The organism is Enterobacter cloacae complex sp. IR53030, assembly GCF_049238365.1.
GTDB lineage: Bacteria > Pseudomonadota > Gammaproteobacteria > Enterobacterales > Enterobacteriaceae > Enterobacter > Enterobacter kobei.
In genome coordinates this window covers 187,471-213,653 of record NZ_JBMKHA010000004.1, presented here as the reverse complement: position 1 = coordinate 213,653, position 26,183 = coordinate 187,471, and the positions used below count along the sequence as shown (strand labels likewise).

General features: G+C 55.1%; 28 protein-coding genes. 12 read left to right on the top strand and 16 right to left on the bottom strand.

Annotated elements, in window-relative coordinates:
• Window positions 1-9: 9 nt before the first annotated feature.
• The 5 genes from ahr to pepA form a co-directional block, all read right to left on the bottom strand.
• Complete coding sequence (ahr, locus tag ACOTXR_RS06345; RefSeq protein WP_014885407.1) at window positions 10-1,029, bottom strand: NADPH-dependent aldehyde reductase Ahr; 1,020 nt, start codon at window positions 1,027-1,029, stop codon at window positions 10-12.
• A gap of 83 nt (window positions 1,030-1,112) precedes the next feature.
• Window positions 1,113-1,616 carry a GNAT family N-acetyltransferase gene (locus ACOTXR_RS06340; protein ID WP_014885406.1) on the bottom strand — a complete coding sequence of 168 codons (504 nt, stop codon included), beginning with the start codon at window positions 1,614-1,616 and terminating at the stop codon, window positions 1,113-1,115.
• Window positions 1,617-1,739: 123 nt separating this feature from the next.
• Window positions 1,740-4,595, bottom strand: a complete 2,856-nt coding sequence (locus ACOTXR_RS06335) for a valine--tRNA ligase (protein ID WP_014885405.1) — start codon at window positions 4,593-4,595, stop codon at window positions 1,740-1,742.
• Window positions 4,595-5,038, bottom strand: a complete 444-nt coding sequence (holC, locus tag ACOTXR_RS06330; protein WP_014885404.1) for a DNA polymerase III subunit chi — start codon at window positions 5,036-5,038, stop codon at window positions 4,595-4,597. The genes ACOTXR_RS06335 and holC overlap by 1 nt, the downstream gene beginning before the upstream one ends.
• Before the next feature lie 118 nt (window positions 5,039-5,156).
• Entirely contained in the window at window positions 5,157-6,668 is a 1,512-nt protein-coding gene (gene pepA / locus ACOTXR_RS06325; protein WP_014885403.1) for a leucyl aminopeptidase, read from the bottom strand.
• 266 nt (window positions 6,669-6,934) lie between these two features.
• Here pepA and lptF point away from each other — a divergent pair, with 266 nt between their 5' ends.
• The 5 genes from lptF to mtgA all read left to right on the top strand — a co-directional run bounded on the left by lptF (window position 6,935) and on the right by mtgA (window position 13,194).
• On the top strand, window positions 6,935-8,035 hold the full coding sequence (gene lptF / locus ACOTXR_RS06320) for an LPS export ABC transporter permease LptF (protein ID WP_014885402.1): 1,101 nt from the start codon (window positions 6,935-6,937) through the stop codon (window positions 8,033-8,035).
• A complete protein-coding gene (gene lptG, locus ACOTXR_RS06315) occupies window positions 8,035-9,117 on the top strand; it encodes an LPS export ABC transporter permease LptG (protein WP_014885401.1) in 1,083 nt (360 codons plus the stop codon). The genes lptF and lptG overlap by 1 nt, the downstream gene beginning before the upstream one ends.
• A 135-nt stretch (window positions 9,118-9,252) precedes the next feature.
• On the top strand, window positions 9,253-11,586 hold the full coding sequence (gene arcB / locus ACOTXR_RS06310) for an aerobic respiration two-component sensor histidine kinase ArcB (RefSeq protein ID WP_014885400.1): 2,334 nt from the start codon (window positions 9,253-9,255) through the stop codon (window positions 11,584-11,586).
• Window positions 11,587-11,818: 232 nt separating this feature from the next.
• A complete protein-coding gene (gene elbB / locus ACOTXR_RS06305) occupies window positions 11,819-12,472 on the top strand; it encodes an isoprenoid biosynthesis glyoxalase ElbB (RefSeq protein ID WP_058690887.1) in 654 nt (217 codons plus the stop codon).
• Complete coding sequence (gene mtgA / locus ACOTXR_RS06300; RefSeq protein ID WP_058690888.1) at window positions 12,469-13,194, top strand: monofunctional biosynthetic peptidoglycan transglycosylase; 726 nt, start codon at window positions 12,469-12,471, stop codon at window positions 13,192-13,194. The genes elbB and mtgA overlap by 4 nt, the downstream gene beginning before the upstream one ends.
• A gap of 38 nt (window positions 13,195-13,232) precedes the next feature.
• Here the strand turns inward: mtgA and npr are convergent, their stop codons facing one another.
• The 11 genes from npr to ACOTXR_RS06245 all read right to left on the bottom strand — a co-directional run bounded on the left by npr (window position 13,233) and on the right by ACOTXR_RS06245 (window position 21,152).
• Window positions 13,233-13,505 carry a PTS phosphocarrier protein NPr gene (npr, locus tag ACOTXR_RS06295; protein ID WP_003861872.1) on the bottom strand — a complete coding sequence of 91 codons (273 nt, stop codon included), beginning with the start codon at window positions 13,503-13,505 and terminating at the stop codon, window positions 13,233-13,235.
• The gene (rapZ, locus tag ACOTXR_RS06290; RefSeq protein ID WP_014885397.1) at window positions 13,502-14,356 is read right to left on the bottom strand and encodes an RNase adapter RapZ; all 855 of its coding nucleotides are present in this window, start codon (window positions 14,354-14,356) and stop codon (window positions 13,502-13,504) included. The genes npr and rapZ overlap by 4 nt, the downstream gene beginning before the upstream one ends.
• Window positions 14,357-14,401: 45 nt before the next feature.
• Window positions 14,402-14,893, bottom strand: a complete 492-nt coding sequence (ptsN, locus tag ACOTXR_RS06285) for a PTS IIA-like nitrogen regulatory protein PtsN (RefSeq protein WP_008501443.1) — start codon at window positions 14,891-14,893, stop codon at window positions 14,402-14,404.
• 82 nt (window positions 14,894-14,975) lie between these two features.
• On the bottom strand, window positions 14,976-15,263 hold the full coding sequence (gene hpf, locus ACOTXR_RS06280) for a ribosome hibernation promoting factor (RefSeq protein WP_014171818.1): 288 nt from the start codon (window positions 15,261-15,263) through the stop codon (window positions 14,976-14,978).
• Window positions 15,264-15,285: 22 nt separating this feature from the next.
• Window positions 15,286-16,719, bottom strand: a complete 1,434-nt coding sequence (rpoN, locus tag ACOTXR_RS06275) for an RNA polymerase factor sigma-54 (RefSeq protein ID WP_014885396.1) — start codon at window positions 16,717-16,719, stop codon at window positions 15,286-15,288.
• A 47-nt stretch (window positions 16,720-16,766) separates the two neighbouring features.
• Complete coding sequence (gene lptB, locus ACOTXR_RS06270) at window positions 16,767-17,492, bottom strand: LPS export ABC transporter ATP-binding protein (protein WP_014885395.1); 726 nt, start codon at window positions 17,490-17,492, stop codon at window positions 16,767-16,769.
• Window positions 17,493-17,498: 6 nt separating this feature from the next.
• A complete protein-coding gene (gene lptA / locus ACOTXR_RS06265; protein ID WP_058690890.1) occupies window positions 17,499-18,053 on the bottom strand; it encodes a lipopolysaccharide ABC transporter substrate-binding protein LptA in 555 nt (184 codons plus the stop codon).
• On the bottom strand, window positions 18,022-18,597 hold the full coding sequence (lptC, locus tag ACOTXR_RS06260; RefSeq protein ID WP_014885393.1) for an LPS export ABC transporter periplasmic protein LptC: 576 nt from the start codon (window positions 18,595-18,597) through the stop codon (window positions 18,022-18,024). The genes lptA and lptC overlap by 32 nt, the downstream gene beginning before the upstream one ends.
• Window positions 18,594-19,160, bottom strand: coding sequence for a 3-deoxy-manno-octulosonate-8-phosphatase KdsC (gene kdsC / locus ACOTXR_RS06255; RefSeq protein ID WP_023331400.1), 567 nt, complete (start codon window positions 19,158-19,160; stop codon window positions 18,594-18,596). Before kdsC ends, lptC begins: the two co-directional genes overlap by 4 nt.
• A 14-nt stretch (window positions 19,161-19,174) precedes the next feature.
• On the bottom strand, window positions 19,175-20,161 hold the full coding sequence (kdsD, locus tag ACOTXR_RS06250) for an arabinose-5-phosphate isomerase KdsD (protein ID WP_014885391.1): 987 nt from the start codon (window positions 20,159-20,161) through the stop codon (window positions 19,175-19,177).
• 13 nt (window positions 20,162-20,174) lie between these two features.
• Window positions 20,175-21,152: a calcium/sodium antiporter gene (locus ACOTXR_RS06245; protein ID WP_045134767.1), complete on the bottom strand. Its 978-nt coding sequence runs from the start codon at window positions 21,150-21,152 to the stop codon at window positions 20,175-20,177.
• Window positions 21,153-21,379: 227 nt separating this feature from the next.
• On the opposite strand from ACOTXR_RS06245, the gene mlaF reads away from it, so the two are divergent.
• From mlaF to murA, 7 genes are all read left to right on the top strand, one after another.
• The gene (gene mlaF, locus ACOTXR_RS06240) at window positions 21,380-22,192 is read left to right on the top strand and encodes a phospholipid ABC transporter ATP-binding protein MlaF (RefSeq protein WP_014885389.1); all 813 of its coding nucleotides are present in this window, start codon (window positions 21,380-21,382) and stop codon (window positions 22,190-22,192) included.
• A 7-nt stretch (window positions 22,193-22,199) separates the two neighbouring features.
• Window positions 22,200-22,982 carry a lipid asymmetry maintenance ABC transporter permease subunit MlaE gene (mlaE, locus tag ACOTXR_RS06235; RefSeq protein WP_010436044.1) on the top strand — a complete coding sequence of 261 codons (783 nt, stop codon included), beginning with the start codon at window positions 22,200-22,202 and terminating at the stop codon, window positions 22,980-22,982.
• A 4-nt stretch (window positions 22,983-22,986) separates the two neighbouring features.
• Entirely contained in the window at window positions 22,987-23,535 is a 549-nt protein-coding gene (gene mlaD, locus ACOTXR_RS06230; RefSeq protein WP_014885388.1) for an outer membrane lipid asymmetry maintenance protein MlaD, read from the top strand.
• 17 nt (window positions 23,536-23,552) lie between these two features.
• Window positions 23,553-24,188: a phospholipid-binding protein MlaC gene (gene mlaC / locus ACOTXR_RS06225; protein WP_014885387.1), complete on the top strand. Its 636-nt coding sequence runs from the start codon at window positions 23,553-23,555 to the stop codon at window positions 24,186-24,188.
• On the top strand, window positions 24,188-24,481 hold the full coding sequence (mlaB, locus tag ACOTXR_RS06220) for a lipid asymmetry maintenance protein MlaB (RefSeq protein WP_014885386.1): 294 nt from the start codon (window positions 24,188-24,190) through the stop codon (window positions 24,479-24,481). The genes mlaC and mlaB overlap by 1 nt, the downstream gene beginning before the upstream one ends.
• A gap of 126 nt (window positions 24,482-24,607) precedes the next feature.
• The gene (ibaG, locus tag ACOTXR_RS06215) at window positions 24,608-24,862 is read left to right on the top strand and encodes a BolA family iron metabolism protein IbaG (protein ID WP_008501458.1); all 255 of its coding nucleotides are present in this window, start codon (window positions 24,608-24,610) and stop codon (window positions 24,860-24,862) included.
• Window positions 24,863-24,912: 50 nt separating this feature from the next.
• Entirely contained in the window at window positions 24,913-26,172 is a 1,260-nt protein-coding gene (murA, locus tag ACOTXR_RS06210) for a UDP-N-acetylglucosamine 1-carboxyvinyltransferase (RefSeq protein WP_032635434.1), read from the top strand.
• Window positions 26,173-26,183 lie beyond the last annotated feature (11 nt).

Here is a 26,183-nt window from a genome sequence, read left to right as displayed (position 1 = left end):
AAACTCACATCAAAAATCCGCTTTCAACACCACGCGATACCGCGCTTTCCCGTCGCGTACGTGCTGGATAGCTTCGTTAATTTTCGACATCGGATAAAGCTCGGTGGTGGGCGCCACTTTGGTGCGTCCGGCGAACTTCATCAGCTTGCGCAACTCGTACGGCGTACCGGTCGCGGAACCGGATACGCTGCGATCCCCGCCGATCAGGGTAAACGCCGGAACCGGCAGAGGCTTCATTACCGCACCCACGGTGTGGAAGTTACCGCCGTAGGCCAGCGCTTCAAAGTATGGCTGCCAGTTGAGATCGACGTTGACGGTGTTGATGATCAGATCAAACTGACCCGCCAGCGCCTTCAGCGCCTCAGGATCGCGGCTGTTCACCACTTTATCCGCACCCATCGCCAGCACTTCCTGTTCTTTTGCCGGGTTCGAGCTGAACGCCGTCACTTCACAGCCCATTGCGTGCAGCAGTTTGATGGCAATATGTCCCAGGCCGCCAATACCAATGACGCCTACGCGGCTGGTCGCAGTGACGTGGTGCATCAGCAGTGGTTTAAAGACGGTGATACCGCCACACAGCAGCGGACCGGCGGATTCAATATCAATGCTCTCCGGCAGGGGGATAACCCATTGCCAGTCGGCACGCAGTTTATCGGCAAATCCGCCTTTGTTCAGAATGGTTGGCACCGCGCCTTCAAGGCAGTTGATCTGGTTGCCGCTGATACAAGCATCACAATGACCGCAGCTGCGTGCCGTCCAGCCAATACCTACGCGCTGGCCGACCTTCAGCCCTTTGTCCTGGGCGGCGCTACCGAGCGCCGCGACGCGACCAATGACTTCATGCCCGGCAATCAGTGGATAGCTCGAGAAGCCCCATTCGTTGTCGATCATCGAGAGATCCGAGTGACAGATCCCGCAGTAATCAACCTGCACTTCGACGTCTTCTGCTTTTAGTTCGCCCGCATCGTATTCGTACAGCTCAAGTTCTGCACCCGCCTGCGGTGCGGCGTAGCTTTTTATCTTCGACATCGTGTTTCCCCCGTTGTGGTGTGAACTGAGAGTGTAGAGCATTCAGTTTACGGCCGCTTAACAGAAGGGGGCAGGAACAAAATTTACAGATTTTTCAGCATTCTCACTTCGCAGTCGACGTGGCCCGTGCAGCCCAGCGGCGCATCGATATGCTCAAAGCCAAGATGTTCATACAGGCCGATGGCCTCTTTGAGGAAGGCGGTTGTTTCGAGGTAACAGCGCGTAAAACCCTGAGTACGAGCATGATCAAGGGCGAGCTGCGCCAGTTTTTTTGCCAGCCCTTGTCCGCGAGCGGACGGCAGGAAATACATTTTCTGTAGCTCACAGATGTCCGGCTCGCTGCAGCTCAGCGGCGCAACGCCGCCACCGCCTACTACCTGGCCGTCCTGCTCTATGACCCAATAGGCGTGGCCCGGTTGGCTGTAGAGCTGAAAAAGCTCGTCAAGATTGGGGTCAGCAACGGTATAGCCTTTATCCGCTGTCAGCCCATACTCCGCAGAAACGGTGCGGATAACGGTGGCAATAGCCGGATTGTCCTGCTCAGTGATCCGACGCATCGTCGTCGCGACGGGGGTAATCACGCTCATAGTATTACTCATGACAAAAATTGACACACAACTGCTGTTAATAGCACCGCAGAAAAGGGAGTGCAAGCGAGGAGTTTTCAGGAAGGGTACCCCTTACGCCCTGAAGCGTAAGGGGTAAAAGCATTACAGGGCAGCAATAACCGCCTGCTGCTCAATCAGCTTGGTCTTCGCATCCGCGAAGGCAACCAGACGCTCACGCTCTTTGGCAATGACCGCCTCCGGCGCACGGGCGACAAAGCCTTCGTTCGCCAGTTTGCTTTCGATTTTGCCAATCTCTACGTCGACTTTCGCTACTTCTTTCGCCAGACGCGCCAGCTCAGCATCTTTGTCGATCAGACCTGCCATCGGGATCAGCAGCTCGGCGCCGTCGATGATTTTGGTCACGGAAACCGGACCTTTGTCATCTGCAGGCAGCACGGTGATGCTTTCCAGACGCGCCATCGTTTTCAGGAAGGTGCTGTTCTCGTTCACGCGACGCACGGCAGCCTCGCTGCAGCCGCGCAGCAGCAGTTCCAGCGGCTTGCTCGGAGCGATGTTCATTTCTGCACGAACGTTACGCACGGCAACAATCGCCTGCTTCAGCCATTCGGTATCGGCAGCAGCGGCTTCATCAACGCGCGCAGCATCGAATTCCGGGAACGGCTGCAGCATGATGGTATCGGCATTGATACCTGCAATCACCTTCACGCGCTGCCAGATGGTCTCGGTAATGAATGGAATGACCGGATGCGCCAGGCGCAGCAGACCTTCCAGAACGGTAATCAGCGTGTTGCGCGTGCCGCGCAGCTCCGCTTCAGAACCGCCGTTCATCACCGGCTTCGCCAGCTCCAGGTACCAGTCGCAGAACTGGTTCCAGGTGAATTCATACAGAATGCCCGCTGCGATATCGAAGCGGTAGCTGTCCAGCGCCTCACGGAACGCTTTCACGGTCTGGTTGAATTCCGCCAGGATCCAGCGGTCCGCCAGGGACAGGGTCATCTCGCCGCCGTTGAAGCCGCAATCCTGATCTTCGGTGTTCATCAGCACGAAGCGGCTGGCATTCCACAGCTTGTTACAGAAGTTACGGTAACCTTCCAGACGCTTCATGTCCCAGTTGATGTCGCGGCCGGTCGAGGCCAGCGCCGCCAGGGTGAAGCGCAGGGCGTCGGTACCGTGAGACTCAATCCCGTTCGGGAACTGCTTCTCGGTGCGCTTGCGGATTTTCTCTGCCAGCTGCGGCTGCATCATGTTGCCGGTACGTTTTTCCAGCAGATCTTCCAGCGAAATACCGTCAACCATATCCAGTGGGTCGATAACGTTACCCTTGGATTTGGACATCTTCTGGCCTTCATCGTCACGGATCAGACCGGTCATATAGACGGTATGGAACGGAACCTGAGGCTTGCCGTCTTCGTCTTTGATGAAGTGCATGGTCATCATGATCATGCGCGCAATCCAGAAGAAAATGATGTCGAAACCGGACACCATCACGCTGGTTGGGTGGAACTGACGCAGCGCGTCGGTGTTCTCAGGCCAGCCAAGGGTGGAGAAGGTCCACAGCGCGGATGAGAACCAGGTATCCAGTACGTCTTCGTCCTGACGCAGCGCAACGTCAGCGCTCAGGTTGTTTTCCTGACGCACTTCGTCTTCGCTGCGGCCAACGTAGACGTTGCCTTCGTTGTCATACCACGCCGGGATGCGGTGACCCCACCACAGCTGACGGGAGATACACCAGTCCTGAATATCACGCATCCAGGAGAAGTACATGTTTTCGTACTGCTTCGGCACAAACTGGATGCTGCCGTTTTCAACCGCTTCCACCGCCGGTTTCGCCAGCACATCGGCACGGACGTACCACTGGTCGGTCAGCATTGGCTCGATAACTACGCCACCACGATCGCCGTACGGCACGGTCAGGTCGTGAGGTTTAATCTCTTCCAGCAGGCCGAGTGCGTCAACGGCAGCCACAATCGCTTTACGCGCGGCAAAACGTTCCAGTTTCTGGAATTCAGCCGGGATCTCGCTGGAGTAAACGTCAGATTCGTTGCCTTTGGTGTCGTACACTTCTGCGCTTTCACGGATATCACCGTCGAAGGTCAGAATGTTGATCATTGGCAGGGCGTGACGACGACCCACTTCATAGTCGTTGAAGTCGTGCGCCGGAGTGATTTTCACGCAGCCAGTGCCTTTTTCCATGTCGGCGTGTTCGTCGCCCACGATCGGAATACGGCGGTTTACCAGCGGCAGCACTACAAATTTGCCGATCAGATCTTTATAACGCGGATCTTCCGGGTTAACGGCCACGCCGGTATCGCCCAGCAGGGTTTCCGGACGGGTGGTGGCAACGACCAGATAATCTTTACCGTCTGCGGTTTTTGCGCCGTCGGCCAGCGGATAGCGGATGTGCCACATGGAGCCTTTAGACTCGCGGTTTTCCACTTCCAGGTCAGAGATGGCGGTACGCAGTTTCGGGTCCCAGTTCACCAGGCGCTTGCCACGGTAAATCAGGTCTTCTTTGTACAGACGGACGAAAACTTCTTTCACGGCATTGGACAGGCCTTCATCCATGGTGAAGCGCTCGCGCTCCCAGTCCACGGAGTTGCCGAGGCGGCGCATCTGACGGGTAATGGTGCCGCCGGATTCCGCTTTCCACTGCCAGATTTTGTCGATGAAGGCGTCGCGACCGTAGTCGTGGCGGGTTTTTCCTTCTTCAGCGGCAATTTTACGCTCAACCACCATCTGGGTCGCGATACCCGCGTGGTCAGTCCCCGCCTGCCACAGGGTGTTTTTACCCTGCATGCGCTGGTAGCGGATCATGGTGTCCATGATGGTCTGCTGGAAAGCATGTCCCATATGCAAACTGCCGGTGACGTTCGGCGGCGGGATCATGATGCAGAAGGACTCTTTGCTTTCGTCGCCGTTAGGCTTGAAATAGCCCTGCTGTTCCCAGTGCTCGTAAAGCGGCTGTTCGATATCGCGTGGGTTATATGTCTTTTCCATTATTTCCAGGTTGCCGTATTCAGGTTAAAACCAGCCAGGCGGTACGCTTTATAGCGTTCGCGCGCCAGTTGTTTCAAAGATTCTTCGTAAGGGACAAAGTCTACCACTTCTGTGAAAGCGGTGGCAAAATCTGCAAAGTCTGCCCGCAGGCTAATGAGAATATCGCGCGCGCTGCTGTTGCGCTTTTGTGGCCAGGCGATCTCGACCGGGGCGCCCCCGCGCGGACCTTCGCCCGACAGGTTATGCGGGACAAAACTCTCCGGTGGGCGGGCCCACAGGGCTTCATCAAGGCGAATCGCCTGCTGTTCATCTTCACAGGCAATCAGAACGCGTTTACCTGCGCGCCAACGTTCTGCGGCAATGTCACACACCAGCTGTTCGACGGCGCTGAGGCCATCCTGATGGGTGTCGTTGTCCAGAAGGTAGAACGTTGCATTCTTCATATATGGGGCTTCTTGTCGTGGATTTAAATGCAAAGCCGGGTGGCGCTACGCTTACCCGGCCTACGGTTGAGCGACGTTGTCGGCCGGGTAAGGCGAAGCCGCTACCCGGCGTTTTACATCACTCGTCGCCGTTAAAACCCGCACGATTGAGCAGGAACTGCGACAGCAGCGCCACCGGACGGCCGGTGGCGCCTTTGGCTTTACCGGAGCGCCATGCGGTACCCGCGATATCCAGGTGTGCCCAGTTATACTTGCGGGTGAAGCGGGCCAGGAAGCAGCCCGCGGTGATAGCCCCGCCAGGACGACCGCCGATGTTCGCCATATCCGCAAAGTTAGACTCCAGCTGTTCCTGATACTCGTCACCCAGAGGCAGACGCCATGCGCGATCGCCAGCCTGTTCAGATGCCCCGATAAGCTCGTGCGCCAGCGGATTGTGGTTCGACATCAGTCCGGTGATGTGGTGGCCCAATGCAATCACGCAGGCACCCGTCAATGTGGCGACGTCAATCACCGCTTCAGGCTCGAAGCGCTCAACGTAGGTCAGCACATCGCACAGCACCAGACGGCCTTCGGCATCGGTGTTCAGCACTTCAACGGTCTGGCCTGACATCGTGGTCAGCACGTCACCCGGACGATAGGCGCGTCCGCCAGGCATGTTTTCGCAGCCTGCCAGAACGCCGATCACGTTAATGGGCAGCTGGAGCTCCGCGACCATGCGCATCACGCCGTAAACCGCCGCCGCGCCGCACATGTCGTACTTCATCTCATCCATGCCTTCGGCAGGCTTGATGGAGATGCCGCCGGAGTCGAAGGTCAGGCCTTTACCGACGAGCACGACAGGGCGCGCATCTTCGGACGGGTTGCCCTTGTATTCGATGACCGACATTAAGGATTCGTTCTGCGAGCCGTTGCCGACCGCCAGATAGGAGTGCATCCCCAGCTCTTTCATCTGCTGTTCACCGATGACGCGAGTGATGACGTTTTTGCTGTAGGAGTCTGCCAGCTGGCGCGCCTGAGAGGCCAGATAGGCAGCGTTACAGATGTTCGGCGGCATGTTACCGAGGTCCTTCGCAGCTTTAATACCGGCGGCAATCGCCAGACCATGCTGAATAGCGCGTTCGCCGCTGGTCAGTTCGCGACGGGTTGGCACATTGAAGACCATTTTACGCAGCGGACGACGCGGCTCGCTTTTATTGGTCTTCAGCTGATCGAAGCTGTACAGGCTCTCTTTTGCGGTTTCGACCGCCTGACGGACTTTCCAGTAAGTGTTACGGCCTTTAACGTGCAGCTCGGTCAGGAAGCAGACGGCTTCCATTGAACCGGTATCATTCAGCGTATTAATGGTTTTCTGAATGACCTGCTTATACTGACGCTCGTCCAGCTCGCGCTCTTTGCCGCAGCCAATCAGCAGAATACGCTCTGACAGGACGTTTGGAACATGGTGCAGTAACAGCGTCTGCCCAGGTTTGCCTTCCAGTTCGCCACGGCGCAGCAGGGCGCTGATATAGCCGTCACTGATTTTATCGAGTTGCTCGGCGATCGGGGAGAGTCGGCGTGGTTCAAAGACGCCCACAACGATGCAGGCACTCCGCTGTTTCTCCGGGCTACCGCTTTTTACACTGAACTCCATGCACTACGCTCCTGAATCTTAAAGACAACAGCGGCTGCTACGGATAGAATTGAAACCTTTCGTAACTCATGTCCGCTGTTGTGGTGACTTCGTGTTAATCTTACGTTACTACGGTTTCGACACGTCAGAAAAAGTCCTGAAGCGTGAATCCGCCGGATGTTTTAATCTTAGCGATGATTTCGACGACTCAAGAGAATAAATGACGTTTAAGCCATGAAACAAGCGATTTTCCAGCAAAGAGACGGGTTTTTACGGGCGTATTTAAAGTGATAATCATAAGATATCTGGTGCGGGAGACGCTCAAAAGCCAACTGGCGATCCTCTTCATCCTGCTGCTGATTTTTTTCTGTCAGAAGCTGGTTAAGATCCTCGGTGCGGCCGTTGACGGCGAAATTCCAACGAATCTGGTGCTTTCCCTGCTTGGTTTAGGGATCCCGGAAATGGCGCAGCTGATCCTGCCGCTGAGTCTTTTCCTCGGCCTGCTCATGACGCTCGGCAAGCTGTACACCGAGAGTGAAATCACGGTGATGCATGCCTGTGGCCTGAGCAAAGCCGTACTGGTGAAAGCGGCGATGATACTGGCGCTGTTCACGGGGATCGTGGCGGCAGTGAATGTGATGTGGGCGGGCCCCATGTCTTCTCGTCATCAGGACGAAGTGCTGGCCGAAGCGAAAGCGAACCCCGGCATGGCGGCGTTAGCGCAGGGGCAGTTCCAGCAGGCGACCGACGGTAACTCTGTGCTGTTCATTGAGAGCGTTGACGGCAGTAAATTCAACGATGTATTCCTGGCCCAGCTGCGACCTAAAGGTAACGCGCGTCCATCCGTCGTGGTGGCCGATTCCGGTCAGCTGGCGCAGAGTAAAGATGGTTCGCAGATTGTCACGCTGAATAAAGGCACTCGCTTTGAAGGCACCGCGATGCTGCGCGACTTCCGTATTACGGATTTCCAGAACTATCAGGCTATTATCGGCCATCAGGCGGTGGCGCTCGATCCGACGGATACCGAGCAAATGGATATGCGTACATTGTGGAACACTGACACCGACAGAGCGCGTGCGGAGTTCCACTGGCGTATTACGCTCGTATTCACCGTGTTTATGATGGCACTGATTGTGGTTCCGCTGAGCGTGGTGAACCCGCGTCAGGGGCGCGTGCTCTCTATGCTGCCAGCGATGCTGCTTTACCTGATCTATTTCCTGCTGCAAACCTCTATTCGCTCTAACGGCGCGAAGGGTAAGCTGGATCCTATGGTCTGGACGTGGTTCGTTAACAGCTTGTACATCTTACTGGCGCTGGGATTAAACCTGTGGGATACGGTGCCAGTGCGCCGCATACGTGCCCGATTTTCGCGTAAAGGAGCCATCTAATGCAGGCGTTTGGCGTTCTTGACCGCTATATCGGTAAAACCATTTTTACCACCATCATGATGACGTTGTTCATGCTGGTGTCGCTCTCCGGCATTATCAAATTTGTCGACCAGCTGAAAAAAGCCGGGCAGGGCAGTTATGACGCGCTGGGCGCGGGGATGTACACCCTGCTCAGCGTGCCAAAAGATGTGCAGATCTTCTTTCCAATGGCGGCCCTGCTGGGGGCACTCCTCGGGTTGGGCATGCTGGCACAGCGCAGCGAGCTGGTGGTGATGCAGGCCTCAGGCTTTACCCGTATGCAGGTTGCGCTGTCGGTAATGAAAACCGCTATCCCGCTGGTGCTGTTGACCATGGCGATTGGTGAGTGGGTGGCACCGCAGGGCGAGCAGATGGCGCGTAACTATCGTGCTCAGGCGATGTACGGTGGTTCACTACTCTCGACGCAGCAAGGGCTGTGGGCGAAAGATGGTAAAAACTTCGTCTACATCGAACGGGTAAAAGGCGATGATGAACTGGGCGGCGTGAGCATCTACGCCTTCAATGACCAGCGCCGCCTGGAGTCAGTCCGACATGCCTCTTCGGCAAAGTTTGACCCCGAACATAAGCAGTGGCGTTTGTCGCAGGTGGATGAATCTGACCTGACCGATCCAAAACAGATCACCGGTTCGCAGACCGTCAGCGGCACGTGGAAGACCAACCTCACGCCGGATAAACTCGGCGTCGTGGCGCTGGATCCTGATGCGCTCTCTATCAGCGGCTTGCACAACTATGTGAAGTACCTGAAGGCGAGCGGGCAGGATGCCGGACGTTATCAGCTCAACATGTGGAGCAAGATCTTCCAGCCGATGTCCGTGGCGGTAATGATGCTGATGGCGCTGTCGTTTATCTTCGGTCCGCTGCGTAGCGTACCGATGGGCGTGCGCGTGGTGACGGGGATCAGCTTCGGCTTTGTCTTCTACGTTCTCGATCAGATCTTCGGACCGCTGACGCTGGTGTACGGTATCCCGCCGATTATTGGCGCGCTGCTGCCGAGTGCCAGTTTCTTCCTGATCAGCCTCTGGCTGCTTTTGAAACGCTCCTGACAGACCTCTCCTCGCTTCCGGTTGACCGGGAGCGAGGCTAATCTCCTGTTTCACCCCGCACTTTTTCTCACAACCTTCAACGTCCTGCCCCGAATTTGAGTATTATTGAGCGATAAAGTCGTGAAGGGATCCTCTATGAAGCAAATTCGAATGCTTGCCCAGTATTACGTCGACCTGATGATGAAGCTTGGGCTGGTGCGTTTCTCCATGCTGCTGGCGCTGGCGCTGGTCGTTCTGGCCATTGTCGTGCAAATGGCCGTCACCATGGTTCTGCATGGCCAGGTTGAGAGTATCGACGTCATCCGCTCTATCTTCTTTGGCTTGCTTATTACCCCCTGGGCCGTCTATTTCCTTTCCGTCGTGGTTGAACAGCTTGAGGAGTCTCGTCAGCGCTTGTCAAAACTGGTGGATAAACTGGAGGAGATGCGCGAGCGCGATCTGAAACTCAACGTTCAGCTTAAAGACAATATTGCGCAGCTGAATCAGGAAATTTCAGATCGTGAGAAGGCGGAGGCGGAGCGTCAGGCCACGCTGGAACAGCTGAAAGTTGAAATGAAAGAGCGCGAGGTGACGCAGATCCAGCTTGAGCAGCAATCCTCTTTCCTGCGTTCGTTCCTGGATGCTTCGCCGGATCTGGTGTTCTACCGTAACGAAGATAAAGAGTTTTCCGGCTGTAACCGGGCGATGGAACTCCTGACCGGAAAAAGCGAGAAGCAGTTGATTCATCTGAAGCCGCAGGACGTTTACTCTGAGGAGGCGGCCGCCAAGGTCATGGAAACGGACGAAAAAGTGTTCCGCCATAACGTCTCGCTGACCTACGAGCAGTGGCTGGATTATCCGGATGGCCGCAAAGCCTGCTTTGAGATCCGTAAAGTGCCCTATTATGACCGCGTAGGGAAACGCCACGGCCTGATGGGCTTCGGCCGCGATATCACCGAGCGTAAGCGCTATCAGGATGCCCTGGAGCGCGCCAGCCGCGATAAAACCACCTTTATCTCCACCATTAGCCACGAACTGCGTACGCCGCTCAATGGCATTGTGGGGCTGAGCCGTATTCTGCTGGATACCGATCTCACTGCAGAGCAGGAAAAGTACCTGAAAACAATTCATGTCTCGGCGGTTACGCTGGGTAATATCTTCAACGATATTATCGATATGGATAAGATGGAACGCCGTAAGGTTCAGCTTGATAACCAGCCGATTGATTTCACCAGTTTCCTTGCCGATCTGGAAAATCTGTCTGGTCTTCAGGCGCAGCAGAAAGGGCTGAGGTTCGTCATGGAGCCCACCCTGCCGCTGCCGCATAAAGTGGTTACCGACGGTACGCGGTTGCGCCAGATCCTGTGGAACCTGATCAGCAACGCGGTGAAATTTACCCAGAAAGGGCAGGTGGCGGTGCGTATCCGCTATGACGCAGGCGACATGCTGCACTTCGAGGTGGAGGACTCCGGGATCGGTATTCCACAGGAAGAGCAGGACAAAATTTTCGCGATGTACTACCAGGTGAAGGACAGCAACGGCGGAAAACCTGCCACCGGGACCGGTATTGGCCTGGCGGTGTCTAAACGGCTGGCGAAGAGCATGGGCGGTGATATTACCGTTGCCAGCCAGCCGGGCAAAGGATCAACCTTTACGCTGACGGTGCATGCGCCAGCGGTGGCGGAAGAAGTTGAGGATACCTTTGAAAACGACGATATGCCGCTGCCAGCCCTGCACGTCCTGCTGGTGGAAGATATTGAGCTGAACGTCATTGTGGCGCGCTCTGTGCTGGAAAAACTGGGCAACAGCGTGGATGTGGCAATGACCGGTAAAGCCGCGCTGGAGATGTTTACACCGGGCGAATATGACCTCGTTCTGCTGGATATCCAGTTGCCGGATATGACCGGGCTGGATATCTCGCGTGAACTGACGCGTCAGTACGCGGCTGACGAACTGCCGCCGCTGGTGGCGCTAACGGCAAACGTACTGAAAGACAAAAAAGAGTATCTCGACGCCGGTATGGACGATGTACTCAGCAAGCCGCTGGCGGTGCCTGCTCTGACCGCCATGATCAAGAAGTTCTGGGATACCCGTGATGAAGAGGAGAGCACCATGACGTCTGTTGATAGCGCAAAAGCCCAAACGATACTCGATACCGCGATGCTGGAGCAGTACATTGACCTGGTCGGCCCGAAACTGATTACCGACGGTCTGGCTGTGTTTGAAAAAATGATGCCGGGCTATCTGAGCGTGCTGGAGTCAAACCTGACGGCACGGGACCAGAAGGGCATCGTGGAAGAAGGGCATAAAATCAAAGGGGCCGCCGGCTCGGTCGGGTTACGCCACCTGCAGCAGCTGGGCCAACAGATTCAGTCGCCTGATTTACCCGCCTGGGAAGATAACGTGGGTGATTGGGTTGAAGAGATGAAACAAGAGTGGCAGAACGATGTGGCGGTGCTTAAAGCCTGGGTGGACGCCAGAAAAAAATGACCCCGGTTTAACCGGGGTGCGCGAATACTGCGCCAACACCAGGGAAATCGTGGCTGCGCCTGTTTTTAAACGTTATTTTCGAATGGGCGCCGCCTGAAAAATTTAGGCCGCACGCAGATAAGATAGCAAATCTTAAATGGTTTGTTACATGAATCAGTGAAATGTGTGAAGCATAGCGTTTTAATCAAAATTATTAATGTGCTTCAGCAAGTTGCAAAGAAGGATCGTCAAGATGAAAAAAATGGGTGTCGTCCTGAGCGGATGCGGTGTTTATGATGGCTCAGAGATACATGAAGCCGTAATTACCCTACTGGCTCTGGCAAAACAGGGTGCAGAGGTGATGTGTTTTGCGCCAGATAAAAATCAGGCGGATGTCATTAACCATCTGACCGGCGAGCCAATGGCCGAAACCCGTAATGTGTTGATTGAAGCCGCGCGTATTGCCCGGGGAGAAATTCGTCCGCTGGCCCAGGCAAATGCTGCTGAACTGGATGCGCTCATTGTGCCGGGTGGCTTTGGTGCCGCGAAAAATCTCAGCACTTTTGCTGCTGAAGGCGCGGCTTGCAAGGTGGACGCGGAGTTAAAAGCGCTGGCGCAGGCGATGCATGCGGCGGGTAAGCCGCTGGGCTTTATCTGCATTGCACCGGCCATGCTGCCAAACATTTTTGATTTCCCGTTACGGCTGACAATCGGGACCGATATCGATACTGCTGAGGTCATCGAGGAGATGGGGGGCGAACACGTTCCGTGCCCGGTCGACGACATTGTCGTGGATGAAGAGAACAAAATTGTCACCACGCCCGCGTACATGCTGGCGCAGAATATCGCGCAAGCGGCTGAGGGTATTGAAAAACTGGTAGCCCGGGTACTGGTGCTGACGGAATGAGCCGACAGTCTTCCGCAGGAAAATGGGTGAAATACCTTCTTTTGCGCATCCTACTCGTGCTGGCGGTGTTCTGGGGAGGCGGACTGGCCGTGTTCAGCATTTTGCCAGTAACGTTTTCAGCCGTTATGGTTGAGCGTCAGCTCAGCGCGTGGTTCTCCGGTGATTTTGGCTATGTCGCGCATTCTGACTGGGTGAGTACGGACGAGATCTCACCGTGGATGGGGCTGGCAGTCATCGCGGCGGAAGATCAGAAGTTCCCGGAGCACTGGGGGTTCGATGTGGCCGCGATTGAAAAGGCGCTTGCCCATAACGAACGCCATGAAAATCGCGTGCGCGGTGCGTCTACCCTGTCGCAACAGACGGCAAAAAATCTGTTCCTGTGGGATGGCCGAAGCTGGGTGCGAAAAGGGCTGGAAGCGGGGCTGACCCTGGGAATGGAAACAGTCTGGAGCAAAAAGCGCATTCTGACTGTCTATCTCAATATTGCCGAGTTTGGGGAGGGGGTATTTGGTGTCGAAGCTGCATCACAACGCTATTTTAATAAACCTGCCAGCAGGCTAAGCATGTCGGAGGCCGCGCTGTTAGCCGCTGTACTGCCTAATCCTCTTCGCTTTAAGGCCAGTGCCCCATCAGGCTATGTGCGAAGCCGTCAGGCGTGGATCATGCGTCAGATGCGACAGCTGGGTGGAGAGGGGTTTATGCAGCGTAATCATCTGATGTAGGGCGGGTAAGCGCAGCGCCACCCGCCAGAATGGCAGACCTAATCTTCGTCAAACCCGGCATTAAACAGCGCAATCACCGCCGCCAGCGCTTCCTCTTCCTGAGGGCCGGTGGCTTCGACCTCAATCTGGCGCCCTTTGGCAGAATCCAGCATCAGCAGGGCGATAACGCTGTTCGCTTCCGCTTCGGTGCCTTCATCATTGCGCAACAGAACTTCTGCATCAAAACCCTGCATCAGCTCAAACAGTTTCATCGCCGGGCGTGCATGCATTCCCAGCTTGTTGGTGATCTCAACGGTTTGTTTTACGGTCATGTTTTACGTTTTTCCAGCGTGCGATGACGGGACTGAACGTTCTTGCCGCGCGAGCGGAAATAGTCGGCCAGCTGTTCGGCAATGTAGACCGAACGATGTTTACCGCCGGTACAGCCAATCGCCACCGTCAGGTAGCTACGATTGTTTGTCTCCAGCATAGGTAACCATAGCTCAAGGTAGCTTCGCGTCTGGTAGATAAAATTGTGAACTTCTGTGTGCCTGTCGAGGAACGCCGCTACGGGTTTATCCAGGCCGGTCATAGGACGCAGTTTAGGATCCCAGTGCGGGTTCGGCAGGAAGCGCACGTCGAAAACATAGTCCGCATCAATCGGAATACCGTGCTTAAAGCCAAAGGATTCGAACACCATCGTCAGTTCGCGCTCGCGTTTGCCCAGCAGGCGGGTACGCAGCATTTCCGCCAGTTCATGAACGGACATCTCTGAGGTATCGACAATCAGGTCGGCGCGTGAACGCAGCGGTTCCAGCAGATCGCTCTCTTCGTCGATGGCGCTTTCCAGCGAGAGATTTTTACTGGAAAGCGGGTGCAAACGCCGGGTATCGCTGTAGCGGCGGATCAGGGTATTGCGATCGGCATCGAGAAACAGCAGCTGAGGCGAGAATGCGTCAGGCAGGTTACTCATTGCCTGCTCGAAGATTTCAGGCGACTCGGGCATGTTACGAACGTCGATACTGACGGCAGCAGAGGTTTGTCTCTCCGCCAGGGTACGCGCCAGATCGGGCAATAACACCACCGGCAGGTTATCTACGCAGTAAAAACCCATGTCTTCCAGCGCGCGCAGGGCAACGGATTTCCCCGACCCTGAACGACCGCTGACAATCATCAGCACCATGTTCCGTTTCTCCTCAGGACAACAGATGTGAAGGCCATCTCCTGGTTACGCGTCATCCTGATTGCCTTCTGCTTCAGTGATAATCTGATAAAGCTCTTCATCACTTTGGGCTGAGCGCAGTCGACGGCAGATGGTTTTATCGGCCAGACGTTTAGCGACCAGCGAAAGCGTGTGTAGATGGGTTTTGGTCTGGTCGGCAGGAACCAGCAGCGCGAAGAGGAGATCGACGGGCTGATTATCAATGGCATCAAAGGCAATTGGCGTTTCCAGTTGCACAAACACACCGACGGCACGCAGGGTGTCCTCTTCCAGTTTGCCGTGCGGGATCGCGATGCCGTTGCCGATACCGGTACTGCCCATCTTTTCACGGGTCAGGATCGCTTCGAACACCACCTGCGGCGGCAGGCCCAGCTGTTTTGCAGCCAGTTCACTGATGATCTCCAGCGCACGTTTTTTGCTCTGGCAGTGAACGGCACTGCGGGTACATTCCTGGTTAAGGACATTGCTCAGTTGAAGAGCGGAATCGTTGTTCATCATAATTTCACCTAAGCGCTAACTGTACAAATGGCCTGTTGTTTTTCACAACAGGCCGTCCTGCACCCGTTAACTGCCCGGACAATTAGTGTTGTTTCAGTTTATCTTTATGTTTATTGAGCTGTCGCGCAAGCTTATCAATCAAGCCGTCGATAGCAGCGTACATGTCTTGCCCTTCCGCACTGGCATGGAGTTCACCCCCGTTTACATGCAGGGTCGCATCCGAGATATGAGTCACTTTCTCCACTTTCAACACAACGTAGACCTGGTTGATCCTTTCGAAATACTGCTCGAGTTTCGCGAACTTAGCGTTCACAAAATCACGTAAGGCCTCAGTAATCTCGACATTGTGTCCTGTGATATTGAGCTGCATAGTGTCTTCCTTATCGGTTGTGTCACACCAGTTGTTTACGCTGGTTTGACGGCGGAATGGATAAAGACTCTCGATACTTCGCAACAGTACGACGTGCCACCATAATACCCTGATCGGACAGCATGGTGGTTAACTTACTGTCACTCAGTGGCTTCGCGGGGTTCTCCGCGGCGATCAACTTCTTCACCAGTGCGCGAATCGCCGTTGACGACGCTTCGCCGCCGCCCTCGGTACTCACGTGGCTGGAGAAGAAATACTTAAGCTCAAAAATACCGCGCGGACTGTGCAGATACTTCTGCGTGGTGACGCGGGAAATGGTTGATTCATGCATCTCGACGGCCTGAGCGATATCCGCCAGTACCATCGGTTTCATATATTCTTCGCCCTGCTCAAAGAATGCCTGCTGCTGTTCGACGATACAGCGGCTCACGCGAAGCAGGGTATCATTTCGGCTCTCCAGACTCTTGATCAACCATCGCGCTTCCTGAAGGTTGCTACGAATATATTGATTATCGGCGTCGTTGCGCGCGCTGGTGCACATGGAGGCGTACTGCTGGTTGATTTGCAGGCGAGGGATGCTGTCAGAGTTCAGTTCAACGACCCAGCGGTCGTTATGTTTTCTGACCAGCACGTCCGGGATCACGTACTCGGGTTCACTGGTCTGGATCGACTGACCAGGCCGCGGATCGAGCGACTGAATCAGATTCACCGCCTCTTTCAGCACCTCTTCTTTGAGGCGCGTAACGCGCATCAGGCTACGAAAGTCGTGGTTAGCGAGAAGATCCAGATGATCGCTGATGATTAAGCGTGCTTCGTCGAGCCATGGCGTCTCTTTGCTGAACTGAGAAAGCTGGATCAGCAGGCAGTCGCGCAGATCTTTCGCTGCCACGCCTACGGGATCGAAACGCTGAATACGTTTCAGAACGGCTTCAATCTCTTCCAGCTCAATCTCTTCATCGCCCATGCTCTCCAGAATGTCGTCCAGCGTGACGGTCAGATAGCCGGTGTCATCAACGGCGTCGACAATGGAGGTGGCAATGGCACGATCGGTATCGGAGAACGGGGTCAGCTCCACCTGCCACATCAGGTAATCCTGCAGCGACTGGGTGGTTTCGCCCTGATAAACCGGTAGCTCATCGTCCTGGTAGTCTGCACGCGTACCGGAAGGGGTGCCGGCGGTATAAATTTCATCCCAGCTGGCATCCAGAGGAAGCTCGTCCGGCATCTCTTTTTGTTCGAGCGCATCTGCGGTGTCGAGCGATTCTGTATCCTGGGACTGCTGTGTATCTACCTCATCATGAAGATCGGCTTGCTCCAGCAGGGGATTGCTGTCCAGCGCTTGCTGGAGCTCCTGCTGGAGTTCTAAGGTGGACAGTTGCAACAGACGAATTGCCTGCTGTAACTGCGGCGTCATCGCCAGTTGTTGGCTGAGCCTTAATTGCAAACCTTGCTTCATGTTCAGAGCATTTTTCTCCGGTTCGGCGTTACGTTACCTCTACCCTATCAGAGTCTGAAGTCTTCCCCAAGATAGACGCGCTTAACATGATCGTTTTCGAGGATCTGCTGCGGCGTACCGTGGGCGATCAGATTGCCCTGGCTCACAATGTACGCGCGCTCACAGACGGCAAGCGTTTCACGCACGTTGTGGTCGGTGATCAGCACGCCAAGCCCGCTGTCACGCAGATGCTCAATGATACGTTTAATGTCGATGACGGAGATTGGGTCAACACCGGCAAACGGTTCATCCAGAAGGATAAATTTAGGGTTTGCAGCCAGCGCGCGCGCAATCTCAACACGACGGCGTTCACCGCCGGACAATGCCTGACCCAGGCTGTCGCGCAGGTGCTCGATGTGAAACTCTTCCATCAGCTCGTTGGCGCGATCCTGACGCTGTTCGCTGGTCAGGTCGTCACGAATTTGCAGAACCGCCATCAGGTTATCAAAGACGCTCAGACGGCGGAAAATAGAGGCTTCCTGCGGCAGATAGCCGATGCCACGGCGCGCGCGCGCGTGCAGTGGCAGCAGGCTGATGTCTTCATCATCGATGATGATGTTGCCGGCATCACGTGGGACAATGCCAACCACCATGTAGAAGGTGGTGGTTTTACCCGCACCGTTAGGGCCAAGCAGGCCCACAATTTCGCCGGAGTTGACGGTCAGACTGACATCTTCTACGACACGGCGGCCCTTATAGGCCTTCGCGAGATTTTTTGCAGTTAATGTTGCCATAACGAATTAGTTACTCTTCTTCTGTGCCGGGGCCTGACCCTTGCCTTTATCCTGCAGCTGAGACGGAACCAGCACGGTGGTTACGCGTTTGCCTTTCTCGCTGGAGGCCTGCATTTTTTGCTCTTTCACCAGATAGGTGATCTTGTCGCCGGTAATGTTGCTGTCCAGCTGTTCCAGATACGCGTTTCCGGTCAGGATAACCAGGTCTTTCGCCAGCTCATAGTGCATATGCGAGGCGCGGCCTTTCACCGGCTTGCCGTTGTCCTGCATCTGGTAGAAGGTGGCCGGGTTGCCGTAACCATCAATGATCTCTTTGCCCTGCTCGCCACCCGGACGGGTAACGACCACTTTATCAGCGTTAATTTTGATGGTGCCCTGCGTCATCACGACGTTACCCGTGAAGGTGACGACGTTACCCTGCATATCGAGGGACTGAGTGTCAGACTCGATGTGGATCGGCTGGTCGGTATCACCCGTTAAAGCAAGCGCGGGGAGACTGGCCGCCAGCATCGCGCTGGCGATAATTACTTTAAGGCTGAGTTTGTTTGTTTTGAATTTCATAGGAGGTTCTAACCTTTTCAATCAGCTCGGCGTTCTTGCTGCGTAAGTTCCCGCGCATTCTTAAACCGCTGGAATTAAATGTTGTGCCATACAGTGTGACCAGATCCTGCGAGGTCACGTCCTGGGTTACCAGGTTGATCTGGGCATTATCGGTCGTAATTTTCCGCAGTTGCGAGTCAGCGGTCAGGGCGTTGACTTCAACGTGGCCATACAGATAAAGCATACGGTCATTTGTCAGTTTGGCCCGATCTGACTTAATTGACCACGTCGGCACTTTGTCTTTATCGAATGTGGTCATGACGGGTTGGGTAAACCACGAAACGCCCTCATCGGAAAAATATTCCACATGCTGGGCAACCAGGCGATAGTTCAGCGCACCTTCCGGGCTATAGACCACGGTGTCGCTGTGATCGCTTTTGTAGGTTGGATCGTTATTGTTGATCACTTCCTTTTGCGTATCGTCGCGATCGGCCAGGTTCACGCCAATCAATACCAGTGCGACAAGCGAAAGCAGAATGATAACCCAACGTCTGGTTTTACTCATATTGATTGCCCTTTGGCCTCATCAAGCTTGCCCTGCGCCAGCAGAAGCAGGTCGCAGACTTCACGTACGGCACCGCGGCCACCGTTGATGTGGGTAACGTAGTCAGCGCGTGGGAGCAGCAGCGGGTGAGCGTCAGCAACCGCAATGCTGAGACCGACTTCAGCCATCACTGGCCAGTCAATCAAATCGTCCCCGACATAGGCCACGTTTTCCGGCGCGATCGCCAGTTTACCCAGTAAATCGTTGAACGCTGCCATTTTATCGGATTGCCCCTGATACAGATGGGTAATCCCTAAGGTTTCACAGCGGTCTTCTACCAGTTTAGCTTTCCGCCCGGTGATGATAGCCACCTCGATACCCGAGGTGAGCGCGCAGCGAATTCCGTAGCCATCGCGGACGTTAAACGCTTTCAGCTCTTCGCCATGATTGCCCATGTAAATCAGGCCATCGGAGAGTACGCCATCGACATCAAGGATGAGCAGACGAATATTTTCCGCCTTTGCCATCATCTGGGTACTAACCGGTCCATAACAGGTTGCAAGGGATGCACCCGCATTACTCATTGTCTTATCCTTCATTACACTACGCCTGCGCGCAGCAGATCATGCATATGTACCACACCCAGCAACTGGTCGCCATCGGCAACCATAACGGAGGTGATATGGCGGGACTGCATCAGGTTCAGCACATCCACGGCCAGCGTACCCGGACGCACGCGAATCCCGCCGGGCGTCATGACATCGGCAATGCCAAGTGTACGGACATCTACACCCATGTCGAACACGCGACGCAGGTCGCCATCGGTGAAGATCCCCTGAATTTTCATCAGGTCGTCACACACGACCGTCATGCCCAGATTCTTGCGGGTGATTTCCAGCAGCGCATCACGCAGGGAGGCCTCTTTACTGACGTGAGGGATCTCATCCCCGGTGTGCATAATGTCGTTTACCCGAAGCAGCAGCTTGCGCCCCAGCGCGCCACCCGGGTGGGAAAGCGCGAAGTCCTCCGGCGTAAAACCACGCGCTTCCAGCAACGCAACGGCAAGTGCATCGCCCATGACCAGGGCCGCGGTGGTACTGGAAGTTGGCGCCAGACCGAGAGGACAGGCTTCTTTGGGTACTTTTACGCACAGGTGAATATCGGCTGCACGCGCCATGCTGCTTTCCGGGCGGCTGGTCATGCAAATCAGCGGCACCTGCAGACGCTTCAGTACCGGGATTAGCGCCAGGATTTCATTGGATTCACCGGAGTTGGACAGCGCGATGACAACATCCTGCGGCGTGACCATCCCCAGGTCGCCGTGTGCGGCTTCTCCCGGGTGGACAAAGAAGGAGGAGGTTCCGGTGCTGGCAAACGTTGCCGCCATTTTGCGGCCAATATGACCGGATTTGCCCATCCCCATCACCACGACTTTACCGGCACAGTAAAACATCTTCTCACAGGCCAGACTAAAATCCTGATTAATGTACTGATCTAACTGCGCCAGACCTTCACGTTCAATCTCCAGAACGTCTTTGCCTGCTTTCTGAAAGTCAAAACCCGGCTGCAATTCTATTTGCGACATAATGCGTTTCCGTTTACCCAGAGAGAAGAGGCGAGAGCCAGTACAGCATCGCCATCCATACGATAAATCCACCTGTCAGCAGCGCACCTGCGCCTTTGCCGATCTGTCGTTGCCGCCGCCAGCAGAGCAGGGCGAATATCACGCTGACCAGCAACATCACTCCGTAATCGCGAGAGAATGCCAGAGGGTTGAAGGGCCCTGGCGTAATCAGGGCCGGCAGACCCATCACAATCGCGATATTAAATATGTTGGAACCGATGATATTACCAATGGCAATGTCATCTTCCCCTTTACGTGCCCCCGCAATGGCGGTGGCCAGCTCCGGCAGGCTGGTGCCGATAGCAATCACCGTCAGGCCAATCGTCAGTTCACTCATGGCGTAAAAGTTCGCCAGCACCGTCGCGTTATCCACGACCATGCGCGTTGCCATCGGCATAATAATCAGCGCGACGCCAAGCCAGAGCAGAGCGACCGGCAGCGTACCTTCGCGCGGGAGTTCGGCGACCTGCTCACGCGTGAGGCTGTCATGACCCAGTTTCTCAGCCTGGCGGGCGATTTTAACACTATACAGCAGCCAAATGACGGCTAGCGCCAGCAGGAAAATGCCGTCGCTGTAGCTCAGTACGCCATCATAAAATACGCAGCCTGCCAGCAGACTTACGATTAACATTAGCGGCAATTCACGGCGCAGAACATCAGAATGCACGCGAAATGGATGGAGCAGCGCCGCCAGGCCCAGGATCAGTAAGATGTTGACGATGTTAGAGCCAATCGCGGTGCCAATTGCAAGGTCTAACTGACCGTGCAACGATGCCGAGACAGAGACGATGATTTCAGGAAGCGACGTGCCAACACTGACAACGGTCATCCCGATGACAACCGGCGGTACGCCCGTCAGGCGACACAGGATTGATGCAGCAAACACTAAACGGTCAGCACTGTAGACCACCAAAAGTAAACCAATTATTAACAGTGCTGTTGCTAAAAGCATCAAAAGTCCTTTCTTCAGGTATACTTGTCGGTCCATCGCGCGGGAATGGCTGGACTGCATACGGTCTGAGGCGTAACGAATTCCTAATTTTGACTTTATGCGCCGGAAAAGTAAAACAAATGCCAGCTTTCGCTAACCTCAATGGCTAATATTCTGTAAAAATGCTGAGTTTAGGGCTGATTCAGGCTGCACGCTTAAACGTGAGCAGGGTAAGAAAGGAACCATAAATGAGCCAAACGATGGCGAATTTAGTCGATGTCCGCGGTGTGAGTTTCTCGCGTAGTAATCGATTGATATTCGATGATATTTCGTTGACCGTACCGCGTGGCAAAATTACCGCCATCATGGGGCCGTCCGGGATCGGTAAAACGACCCTTCTGCGCCTTATTGGTGGGCAGATACCACCTGACAGCGGTGAAATCCTCTTCGATGGCGAAAACATCCCGGAGATGTCGCGCTCGCGCCTGTATACTGTCCGCAAACGTATGAGTATGCTCTTTCAGTCGGGGGCGCTGTTCACCGACATGAACGTCTTTGATAACGTGGCTTATCCGCTGCGAGAACATACCAGCCTGCCGCCTGAACTGCTGAAAAGCACGGTGATGATGAAGCTTGAAGCTGTCGGTCTGCGGGGGGCTGCCAAACTGATGCCTTCAGAACTGTCTGGCGGGATGGCGCGACGTGCCGCACTGGCGCGAGCCATTGCATTAGAACCCGATTTAATCATGTTCGACGAACCGTTTGTCGGACAGGATCCCATCACGATGGGCGTGCTGGTGAAGCTTATCTCTGAACTAAATAGCGCGCTCGGCGTAACCTGTATTGTGGTGTCTCACGATGTACCGGAAGTGTTGAGCATTGCCGATTACGCCTATATCGTGGCGGACAAAAAGATCGTCGCACACGGCAGCGCCCAGGCGCTTCAGGAAAATTGCGATCCGCGCGTGCGGCAATTCCTCGATGGTATTGCTGACGGGCCCGTACCGTTCCGCTACCCGGCGGGCGATTATCGTGACGATTTACTGGGATTAGGGAGTTAAGCCACTCATGCTGTTAAATGCGTTGGCCGCCCTTGGACACCGTGGCATAAAAACCATCAGGACGTTCGGGCGTGCCGGATTAATGTTATTCAACGCGCTGGTTGGCAAGCCGGAGTTTCGCAAGCACGCGCCTCTGCTGGTGCGGCAGCTTTATAATGTCGGTGTGCTGTCGATGCTCATCATCATTGTCTCCGGCCTGTTTATCGGTATGGTGCTGGGGCTGCAGGGCTACCTCGTTCTGACCACCTACAGTGCGGAAACCAGCCTCGGGATGCTGGTGGCGCTCTCACTGCTGCGTGAACTGGGGCCGGTTGTGGCGGCGCTGCTGTTCGCCGGTCGTGCAGGATCAGCACTCACGGCAGAAATTGGCCTGATGCGCGCCACCGAGCAACTCTCCAGCATGGAGATGATGGCGGTCGACCCGCTGCGTCGGGTCATCTCTCCGCGTTTCTGGGCGGGGGTGATCTCGTTACCGCTACTGACTATTCTGTTTGTCGCCGTGGGGATCTGGGGTGGTTCGCTGGTGGGGGTCCACTGGAAAGGCATTGATGCCGGTTTCTTCTGGTCCGCCATGCAGGATGCCATCGATCTGCGAATGGATCTGGTTAACTGCCTGATTAAAAGCGTGGTATTTGCCATTACGGTCACCTGGATCGCCTTGTTCAATGGTTATGATGCCATTCCGACGTCGGCGGGCATTAGCCGTGCAACTACACGTACTGTCGTACATTCGTCGCTGGCCGTACTGGGTCTGGATTTTGTGCTCACCGCACTGATGTTTGGGAATTGAGTTCATGCAAACGAGAAAAAATGAAATTTGGGTCGGCGTGTTTCTGCTGCTGGCGCTGCTGGCCGCACTGTTTATCTGTCTGCGAGCGGCGGATATCACCTCAGTGCGCACCGAGCCGACATACCGTGTCTATGCCACCTTCGATAATATCGGCGGCCTGAAAGCGCGCTCACCGGTGCGTATTGGTGGCGTTGTTATCGGGCGTGTATCAGACATAACGCTTGATGAGAAAACGTATCTGCCGCGCGTTGCGATGGATATCGAAGAGCGTTACAACCACATTCCGGACACCAGCTCCCTGTCAATCCGTACTTCCGGCCTGCTGGGAGAGCAATACCTGGCGCTCAACGTTGGCTTTGAAGACCCTGAGCTTGGAACGACTATCCTTAAAGACGGTAGCGTTATCCAGGATACGAAGTCCGCGATGGTGCTGGAAGATATGATTGGTCAGTTCCTTTACAACAGTAAAGGGGATGATAAAAAGTCTGACGATGCCCCTGCGCAGAGTGAAGACCATACCAACGCTGCGCCGACCCCAGGTGCGACGAATTAATTCAGGAGAAGTCATTCATGTTTAAACGACTGTTAATGGTTGCCATGCTGGTCATTGCTCCCCTGACTGCGGCTCATGCTGCGGATCAAAGCAACCCGTACAAACTGATGGACGAAGCTGCGAAGAAAACCTTCGACCGTCTCAAAAACGAACAGCCAAAAATTCGCGCGAATCCTGATTATCTGCGTGACGTGGTAGACCAGGAACTGCTGCCCTATGTGCAGATCAAATATGCTGGTGCGCTGGTGCTGGGACGTTATTACAAAGATGCGACGCCTGCGCAGCGTGAAGCCTACTTTGCTGCGTTCCGTGAATACCTGAAACAGGCGTATGGTCAGGCGCTGGCGATGTACCACGGCCAGACCTATCAGATTGCTCCCGAGCAGCCGCTGGGTGATGCCACCATTGTGCCTATCCGCGTGACGATCAACGATCCTAACGGCCGTCCACCGGTGCGCCTGGATTTCCAGTGGCGTAAAAACAGCCAGACCGGGCACTGGCAGGCCTATGACATGATTGCCGAAGGGGTAAGCATGATCACCACCAAACAGAACGAGTGGAGTGACCTGCTGCGCACCAAAGGTATTGATGGCCTGACCGCGCAACTGCAGTCTATTGCGCGTCAGAAAATTACTCTGGACGAGAAAAAGTAATGTCGCAGCAACTCAGCTGGTCGCGTGAAGGTGAGACGTTAAAGCTGTCCGGTGAACTTGATCAGGACCTGCTGAACCCACTGTGGGATAAACGCCACGACGCGATGCAGGGCGTGACGCTCATCGACTTAACCGACGTCACGCGGGTGGATACGGCAGGTGTTGCGCTGCTCGCCCATCTGGTCGCTGTGGGGAAAAAGCAGGGGACAAGCGTCAGGCTTCATGGCGCGAGCGATAATGTCGTTACCCTTGCCCAACTCTACAATTTGCCTCCGGACGTCCTGCCTCGTTAATATTTTCAGTGCGTTACTTCCGAAAGCCCTGACAGTTTCATCGTCGGGGCTTTTTGCTTGTTTAAGACGACGCCACTTTGCTCTAAGATGTTGGGCTTGTTTTCACTATCAGATGATTAAGAACCCATGGAAAATCATGAAATCCAGACAGTGCTGATGAATGCACTCTCCCTTCAGGAAGCCCACGTCACTGGCGATGGCAGTCACTTCCAGGTTATTGCTGTGGGTGAGATGTTCGACGGTATGAGCCGTGTGAAGAAACAGCAGGCTGTGTACGCGCCGCTGATGGAATATATTGCGGATAACCGCATCCACGCCCTGTCGATTAAAGCGTTCACCCCGCAAGAGTGGGCACGCGATCGCAAACTAAACGGTTTTTGAGCTGAGGGCGACAGGCCCGCAGGACGGTTGAATTTATAAGAGAGCACACAATGGATAAATTTCGTGTACAGGGGCCAACGCGTCTCCAGGGCGAAGTCACAATTTCTGGCGCGAAAAACGCCGCGCTGCCAATCCTCTTTGCTGCGCTGCTCGCGGAAGAGCCGGTAGAAATTCAGAACGTACCGAAGCTGAAAGATATCGACACCACCATGAAGCTGCTCACCCAGCTGGGCACGAAAGTTGAGCGTAACGGTTCCGTCTGGATCGATGCCAGCAACGTGAACAACTTCTCTGCGCCTTACGATCTGGTGAAAACCATGCGTGCATCCATCTGGGCACTTGGCCCGCTGGTGGCGCGTTTTGGTCAGGGTCAGGTTTCACTGCCGGGCGGTTGCGCCATCGGTGCGCGTCCGGTTGATCTGCATATCTATGGTCTGGAGAAACTGGGCGCTGAGATCAAGCTGGAAGAAGGTTACGTTAAAGCCTCCGTCAACGGTCGTCTGAAAGGCGCGCACATTGTCATGGACAAAGTGAGTGTGGGCGCAACCGTCACCATCATGTCTGCGGCAACGCTGGCAGACGGCACGACCATCATCGAAAACGCCGCGCGTGAACCTGAGATTGTGGATACTGCCAACTTCCTCGTGGCGCTGGGGGCGAAGATCTCCGGCCAGGGTACTGACCGTATCACCATCGAAGGCGTTGAGCGTCTGGGCGGCGGTGTGTATCGCGTTCTGCCCGACCGTATCGAAACTGGCACCTTCCTGGTGGCCGCAGCGATCTCTGGCGGTAAGATTGTTTGTCGCAACGCGCAGCCTGATACCCTGGATGCGGTGCTGGCGAAACTGCGTGATGCAGGCGCGGATATCGAAATCGGCGAAGACTGGATCAGCCTCGATATGCACGGTCAGCGTCCAAAAGCGGTCAATGTACGTACGGCGCCGCATCCGGCGTTCCCAACGGACATGCAGGCGCAGTTCACCCTGTTGAACCTGGTTGCCGAAGGGACAGGCTTCATCACAGAGACCATTTTCGAGAACCGCTTTATGCACGTACCGGAACTGATCCGTATGGGTGCGCATGCTGAGATCGAGAGCAATACCGTGATTTGCCACGGCGTGGAGAAACTGTCAGGTGCTCAGGTGATGGCAACCGATCTGCGTGCGTCTGCAAGCCTGGTGCTGGCGGGGTGTATTGCGGAAGGTACTACGGTGGTGGATCGTATTTACCACATCGATCGTGGTTATGAGCGTATCGAAGACAAACTGCGCGCGCTGGGTGCCAATATCGAGCGTGTGAAGGGCGAGTAATCGTTCCGGCA

Excerpts from the sequence above, each read along its gene's own strand:
- ahr (WP_014885407.1), bottom strand. The coding sequence starts at position 1,029 with ATGTCGAAGATAAAAAGCTACGCCGCACCGCAGGCGGGTGCAGAACTT.
- ACOTXR_RS06340 (WP_014885406.1), bottom strand. The coding sequence starts at position 1,616 with ATGAGCGTGATTACCCCCGTCGCGACGACGATGCGTCGGATCACTGAG.
- ACOTXR_RS06335 (WP_014885405.1), bottom strand. The coding sequence starts at position 4,595 with ATGGAAAAGACATATAACCCACGCGATATCGAACAGCCGCTTTACGAG.
- holC (WP_014885404.1), bottom strand. The coding sequence starts at position 5,038 with ATGAAGAATGCAACGTTCTACCTTCTGGACAACGACACCCATCAGGAT.
- pepA (WP_014885403.1), bottom strand. The coding sequence starts at position 6,668 with ATGGAGTTCAGTGTAAAAAGCGGTAGCCCGGAGAAACAGCGGAGTGCC.
- lptG (WP_014885401.1), top strand. The coding sequence starts at position 8,035 with ATGCAGGCGTTTGGCGTTCTTGACCGCTATATCGGTAAAACCATTTTT.
- arcB (WP_014885400.1), top strand. The coding sequence starts at position 9,253 with ATGAAGCAAATTCGAATGCTTGCCCAGTATTACGTCGACCTGATGATG.
- elbB (WP_058690887.1), top strand. The coding sequence starts at position 11,819 with ATGAAAAAAATGGGTGTCGTCCTGAGCGGATGCGGTGTTTATGATGGC.
- mtgA (WP_058690888.1), top strand. The coding sequence starts at position 12,469 with ATGAGCCGACAGTCTTCCGCAGGAAAATGGGTGAAATACCTTCTTTTG.
- npr (WP_003861872.1), bottom strand. The coding sequence starts at position 13,505 with ATGACCGTAAAACAAACCGTTGAGATCACCAACAAGCTGGGAATGCAT.
- rapZ (WP_014885397.1), bottom strand. The coding sequence starts at position 14,356 with ATGGTGCTGATGATTGTCAGCGGTCGTTCAGGGTCGGGGAAATCCGTT.
- ptsN (WP_008501443.1), bottom strand. The coding sequence starts at position 14,893 with ATGATGAACAACGATTCCGCTCTTCAACTGAGCAATGTCCTTAACCAG.
- hpf (WP_014171818.1), bottom strand. The coding sequence starts at position 15,263 with ATGCAGCTCAATATCACAGGACACAATGTCGAGATTACTGAGGCCTTA.
- rpoN (WP_014885396.1), bottom strand. The coding sequence starts at position 16,719 with ATGAAGCAAGGTTTGCAATTAAGGCTCAGCCAACAACTGGCGATGACG.
- lptB (WP_014885395.1), bottom strand. The coding sequence starts at position 17,492 with ATGGCAACATTAACTGCAAAAAATCTCGCGAAGGCCTATAAGGGCCGC.
- lptA (WP_058690890.1), bottom strand. The coding sequence starts at position 18,053 with ATGAAATTCAAAACAAACAAACTCAGCCTTAAAGTAATTATCGCCAGC.
- lptC (WP_014885393.1), bottom strand. The coding sequence starts at position 18,597 with ATGAGTAAAACCAGACGTTGGGTTATCATTCTGCTTTCGCTTGTCGCA.
- kdsC (WP_023331400.1), bottom strand. The coding sequence starts at position 19,160 with ATGAGTAATGCGGGTGCATCCCTTGCAACCTGTTATGGACCGGTTAGT.
- kdsD (WP_014885391.1), bottom strand. The coding sequence starts at position 20,161 with ATGTCGCAAATAGAATTGCAGCCGGGTTTTGACTTTCAGAAAGCAGGC.
- ACOTXR_RS06245 (WP_045134767.1), bottom strand. The coding sequence starts at position 21,152 with ATGCTTTTAGCAACAGCACTGTTAATAATTGGTTTACTTTTGGTGGTC.
- mlaF (WP_014885389.1), top strand. The coding sequence starts at position 21,380 with ATGAGCCAAACGATGGCGAATTTAGTCGATGTCCGCGGTGTGAGTTTC.
- mlaE (WP_010436044.1), top strand. The coding sequence starts at position 22,200 with ATGCTGTTAAATGCGTTGGCCGCCCTTGGACACCGTGGCATAAAAACC.
- mlaD (WP_014885388.1), top strand. The coding sequence starts at position 22,987 with ATGCAAACGAGAAAAAATGAAATTTGGGTCGGCGTGTTTCTGCTGCTG.
- mlaC (WP_014885387.1), top strand. The coding sequence starts at position 23,553 with ATGTTTAAACGACTGTTAATGGTTGCCATGCTGGTCATTGCTCCCCTG.
- mlaB (WP_014885386.1), top strand. The coding sequence starts at position 24,188 with ATGTCGCAGCAACTCAGCTGGTCGCGTGAAGGTGAGACGTTAAAGCTG.
- ibaG (WP_008501458.1), top strand. The coding sequence starts at position 24,608 with ATGGAAAATCATGAAATCCAGACAGTGCTGATGAATGCACTCTCCCTT.
- murA (WP_032635434.1), top strand. The coding sequence starts at position 24,913 with ATGGATAAATTTCGTGTACAGGGGCCAACGCGTCTCCAGGGCGAAGTC.